Here is a 4690-nt window from a genome sequence, read left to right as displayed (position 1 = left end):
CTCGCCGCCAGGTTGCCCCGCGCTGCCGTTCGACTTGCATGTGTAAGGCATGCCGCCAGCGTTCAATCTGAGCCAGGATCAAACTCTTCAGTTTAATCTCTGTTTATTTGGCATTTCTGCCACCGTCATTGCTGACGGGTCGCTCACTCAAAATACTGACAGGCCACTACTTTCGTAGCGCCTATTTCATTACTTCTTGTGAACATTTGATATTTTTTAAGTATCGCGGAACCGAAGCTCCGCGTGCACCTTCATCAAACATCCACACTTATCGACTGTTAATTTTTAAAGAACTTTGTTTGGTACTGCGTCGCCAACAAATCGTTTTGTCTGTCAGCGAAGAAGGAAGAGTATGAATCGTTTAGACCGTTTCGTCAACCCTCTTTTTTGCCCCGCTTCACTCTGCAACACCTTGTTTTGTGTGCGTCGTTTTGCGAGGAGGCGAACTATAGCAAAGCCCCTCCGGGCTTGGCAAGAACTTTCTTCGCGCCATCAACAAGCACCGCGATTAACAACGCGCCCGCCCCTATCCCCATCAGCAAACGATGGTCGCCACCGCTTTGCGCGAAGAGATAAGAGTAGCCGTACCCAGCCAGTGCCTGGAACAAGGCAAACACCGTCGTGGCCCTGCTCCAAACGGCGCTCTGGGCATGCGCATCCCCTGGCAATATTTGATGTACGCGGCCAAGCACAATCGGCACGATGCCCGGCGGGAAGGAACCCACGACCACCGTGGCGGCAATAAGCACCAAGTGGTTGGTGGAAAACATCATCAGCGCGATCACGCCCGCCTGCGTCATCAATGCCAACTGCGCGGTGCGTGTTGGCCCGATGCGATCACCCAACGCACCATAAACCATCGGACCAGCAATCGCTCCGATGCCGTAGGCGATCCAGAACAAGGCCGCCGTATGCGCTCCCCACCCAAGGCCGCGCGCAACGTAATCGACCAGGAACACCATCAGCGGGACCAAACCGATCGCCATCAAGGCGTATTGAACATACAGCACGTTCAGATCGAACCGTGTCCCGGCTTCGGGCGCGGCAGACTGCGCGCCGGCAGCGGCGGCATGACCGTGCGAAGCGTGTGGCCAGCAGAACCAGCTCGCGATGCTAAGCACCAGCGCCAGCGCGCCCAGCCCCAGCCAGGTTTCCCGCAGACCGACACCCAGCAGCATCGGCACCACCGTGCCCGAGGCGGCGATGCCGACGCCCACGCCCAGGAATATCGCACCGCTCGCCATGCCCCTGCGCTCGACAGACACGTGCGGCAAGACCGTCGACGCGACCAGCACCATGATGATGCCGCCGGATACACCCGACAACAGGCGCCAGACAAAGAACCAGCTCACCGACAAGGGGAACGCACAGGCAAAGAATGCGAGCGAGGCCAGCATCATCATGACGCGCAGCGTCGCGCGCGCCGTCAGCCGCGCGGCCAGCGGACGCCCGACCAAGGCGCCGACCAGATAACCGACCAGATTGGCGGCGCCCAGATAGACCACGTCCTGCGCGGCGAACCAGTGCGCCTCGATCAAAGGCGGTATCAACGGCGTATAGCCGAAGCGCGCAAGGCCGATGCCCACCAGGCTGGCGCACAGGCCGGCGAATATGGCGCGCGCGGCGGCGCCCTTGTCTGCTGCGATATTCATCAACGATCCCTTAATGACCCATCATGTTTGACAGCATAGTCAAACTTGACACCACTGTCAAGAATGCCGATAATCCTTCCATGGCAGGCATAAAACAATTCAATGAAGAAGAAACGCTGGAGCGCGCGATGCACGTTTTCTGGCGGCGCGGCTATGCATCGACATCGATGCAGGATCTGGCGCAAGCGACCGGGGTGCTGCGCGGCTCGCTTTACAACGCCTATGGCGACAGACAATCGATCTTCCTGCTGGCGTTCGCGCGCTACAAACAGCGCTATCTGGCCGCGGTGCGCGAAAAGATGAAGGCGGACGATCCGGTGGTCGCCCTGCGCGACTTCTTCGCCTACATCATCGCGTCCATGTCGGAACCGATACCCGGGCAGGACGACAGATCCTCGTCAACCACGCGCGGCTGTCTGACGACCAAAATCGCCACCGATGAAACCGCGATGGATGACGCCGTACGCCAGGCGCTACGCGGCATGCTGGAAGGATTGGCCGAAGTGCTGGAAGAACGGCTGTCGGCACCCGACGCCGTGGCACGCCTGAATCTGTCGCCAAAGGATGCCAGCCGGCTGCTGGTCACCTTCACGCGCGGCAATGTGGTGATGGAACGCATCTATCATGCGCCGGATGAACTTCAGGCCACGGCCGAAACGCTGTTGAAAATATTGTTCAACCCAAAAGGGGCCTAGGCACAAGACAAGATAAAGCGGAACAACGTCCTCAGCAATTATTGATGACGACGTCGATGCGTTTATGCACGTCCTCGGCGAAGGCCAGGAATTCGCGCATCTCCTCCGGCCGCGAGACGTCCAGCGCGAACCACTCCGCCGAGCCGCCGGCGCTGCGGATCTCCGTCACCAACGCGTGCAGCTTGGCGGAGCGGCGCGCGCCCAGTACCACGTGATGGCCCTCGCCGGCCAGCTGGCGCGCGGTGGCAGGACCGCTGCCCCGGCTGGCGCCAGCAATCAATATCACCTTTCGATTGGGGTGTGCAATAGCAGTCATGATGCGGTCCTTTCAATGGCAATAAAACCAGCATGCATCATACGAACATCCGGCCATGCTGCGAATGCACATGGCTATGTGTTTCTTGCCTAATCCTATACATCGACAATAGCCCCGTAGCCATGGCGGCCGGTTTGATGGATCATTCCTATTCCCCACCGTATTTTTGGAAGGACTTGAATTGGAACGCATGATCGCGCTGCACACCAGCCTGGCGAAGCACGACGGCTACACCGAGACGGCGCTCGAAGACGTGCGCCTGACCCGCGCCACCCAAAGCGCGACCAAGGCACCCGCCATGTCCGATCCCTGCATCGCCATCGTGCTGCAGGGCCGCAAGCGCGCGCACTTCGGCGAGGACGTGCTGCAGTTCGACGCCGACCACTATCTGGTGGTCGCCATCCCCACGCCATTCATCAGCGCCACCGAGGCGTCGGTCGAGGAACCGTTCATGGGCCTGGTCATCCGCGTCGACCGCACCACCCTGGCCGACCTGATGTTCGCCATCGACCAGACCGCCAACGAGGTGCCGGCCATGCCCAAGGGGATGATGACCACGCGGATGGACGAGCGCCTGCGCGAGACCGTGCTGCGCCTGATGGAGGCGCTGAGCTCTCCGCTGGAGGCGCGCGTGCTCGGTCCGGCCATCGTGCGCGAAATCTGCTTCCGCGTGCTGATGGGCGAGCAAGGGGCGGCGATGCGCGCCGCGCTGACCAGCCAGGGCCAGTTCGGCCGCATCGCCAAGGCGCTGCGCCGCATCCACGCCGATTGCGCCGCCGACATGGACGTCGGCATGCTCGCGGCCGAGGCCAGCATGAGCGTGCCGGCGTTCCACGTGCACTTCAAATCGGTGACGCATTGCTCGCCGATCCAGTATCTGAAGTCGGCCCGGCTGCATCAGGCACGGCTGCTGATGGCGCGCAGCGACATGACGGCGCAGGCGGCATCGGCCCAGGTCGGCTACGAAAGCCCGTCGCAGTTCAGCCGCGAGTTCAAGCGCTACTTCGGCCGCAGTCCCGGCGAGGAGGCCGAGGCGATGCGGCGCATGCTGGCGCCCCAGCCGGCGGAAACGGCAAGGTTGCCGTAAAGATAATTAGAGGTTAGTATGCGAGGACTGCGGCATTACAAATAAATTAATGTCGCGTTTTCCGTCTTAACCCCAAGGAACCCTATGCGACTCTTCATCATCGCGGCGGCCGCGCTCGCCGTCGCCGGCCCATCGTTCGCGGCACCGTTCGAGCCGGGCGTCTATCTCGGCGCCACCGCCGGCCGCGCCTCGGTCTCGTCCAAATACGCCGACAACAGTAGCGACATCTCGATCGGCGGCGCGATCGGCTACCAGTACACGCCCAACTTCGGCTTCGACGTCTACACGCGCAGCCTGAACTTCGATCCCTTCCGTGGCCTGTTTGCCGAGGCCGGCTACTATCCCGAACGGACCTACGGCATCGCCGCCCAAGGTACGGTGCCGCTCAATGACCGTTTCAGCCTGTTCGGCCGCGCCGGCGTCGGCCGCACCTCGATGCACGCCACCCGCAGCAATATGCCCGATCGCGACGAGACCGATCCGATGGTCGGCGTCGGCCTCAGCTACGCTTTCAACCGCCACTGGTCGATCGGCGGCGACTTCAGCTATCTGACCAAAAGCGAAGTGTCGCTGTATTCGTTCAGCGCGCGCTTCAATTTCTAGAGACACGTAGATACCGTCTTGATCGTCAAGACTGAATGGCAAAATTTTTATCGTAAGCCCGTCCAGTCTTGACGACACCCTGTCGATTTTTCTTCCGCAGCAAATCGTAGGCGACGGCGGTACGCGGTAATCGGCCATGCATGGGCCGACGGCTGTGCGTGCATGGCCGATTACGCTGCGCTAATCCGCCCTACGTGTCTCCAGATGTATTTTTAGGACACGGGCCGCAGACGCAAAAAAGCCCACCAGGATCACCTGGTGGGCTTCTTCTTATAACTAGCCTGACGATAACCTACTTTCACACTGGTTGCAGCACTATCATCGGCGCAGAGTTGTT

At 60.7% G+C, this 4690-nt stretch carries 5 protein-coding genes and 1 rRNA gene; 3 read left to right on the top strand and 3 right to left on the bottom strand.

Annotation, left to right across the window (positions count from 1 at the left end; translation table 11 throughout):
- Both MRBLMU1_RS21540 and MRBLMU1_RS21535 read right to left on the bottom strand, forming a co-directional pair.
- A 16S ribosomal RNA gene (locus tag MRBLMU1_RS21540) occupies positions 1-94 on the bottom strand; the annotation flags it as partial.
- A gap of 352 nt (positions 95-446) precedes the next feature.
- Complete coding sequence (locus MRBLMU1_RS21535) at positions 447-1652, bottom strand: YbfB/YjiJ family MFS transporter (protein ID WP_363505506.1); 1206 nt, start codon at positions 1650-1652, stop codon at positions 447-449.
- Between the two features lie 23 nt (positions 1653-1675).
- On the opposite strand from MRBLMU1_RS21535, the gene MRBLMU1_RS21530 reads away from it, so the two are divergent.
- On the top strand, positions 1676-2347 hold the full coding sequence (locus tag MRBLMU1_RS21530) for a TetR/AcrR family transcriptional regulator (RefSeq protein WP_363505503.1): 672 nt from the start codon (positions 1676-1678) through the stop codon (positions 2345-2347).
- Between the two features lie 31 nt (positions 2348-2378).
- On the opposite strand, the gene MRBLMU1_RS21525 is transcribed toward MRBLMU1_RS21530, so the two are convergent.
- Positions 2379-2663, bottom strand: a complete 285-nt coding sequence (locus MRBLMU1_RS21525) for an SDR family NAD(P)-dependent oxidoreductase (RefSeq protein WP_363505500.1) — start codon at positions 2661-2663, stop codon at positions 2379-2381.
- 190 nt (positions 2664-2853) lie between these two features.
- On the opposite strand from MRBLMU1_RS21525, the gene MRBLMU1_RS21520 reads away from it, so the two are divergent.
- The gene (locus MRBLMU1_RS21520) at positions 2854-3750 is read left to right on the top strand and encodes an AraC family transcriptional regulator (RefSeq protein ID WP_363505509.1); all 897 of its coding nucleotides are present in this window, start codon (positions 2854-2856) and stop codon (positions 3748-3750) included.
- A gap of 84 nt (positions 3751-3834) precedes the next feature.
- Entirely contained in the window at positions 3835-4353 is a 519-nt protein-coding gene (locus tag MRBLMU1_RS21515; protein ID WP_363505497.1) for a porin family protein, read from the top strand.
- Positions 4354-4690 lie beyond the last annotated feature (337 nt).

The sequence above is a fragment of the Burkholderia sp. LMU1-1-1.1 genome (genome assembly GCF_040675865.1).
Classification (GTDB): Bacteria; Pseudomonadota; Gammaproteobacteria; order Burkholderiales; family Burkholderiaceae_D; genus Rugamonas.
This window is presented reverse-complemented; position numbering and strand designations above follow the sequence as displayed.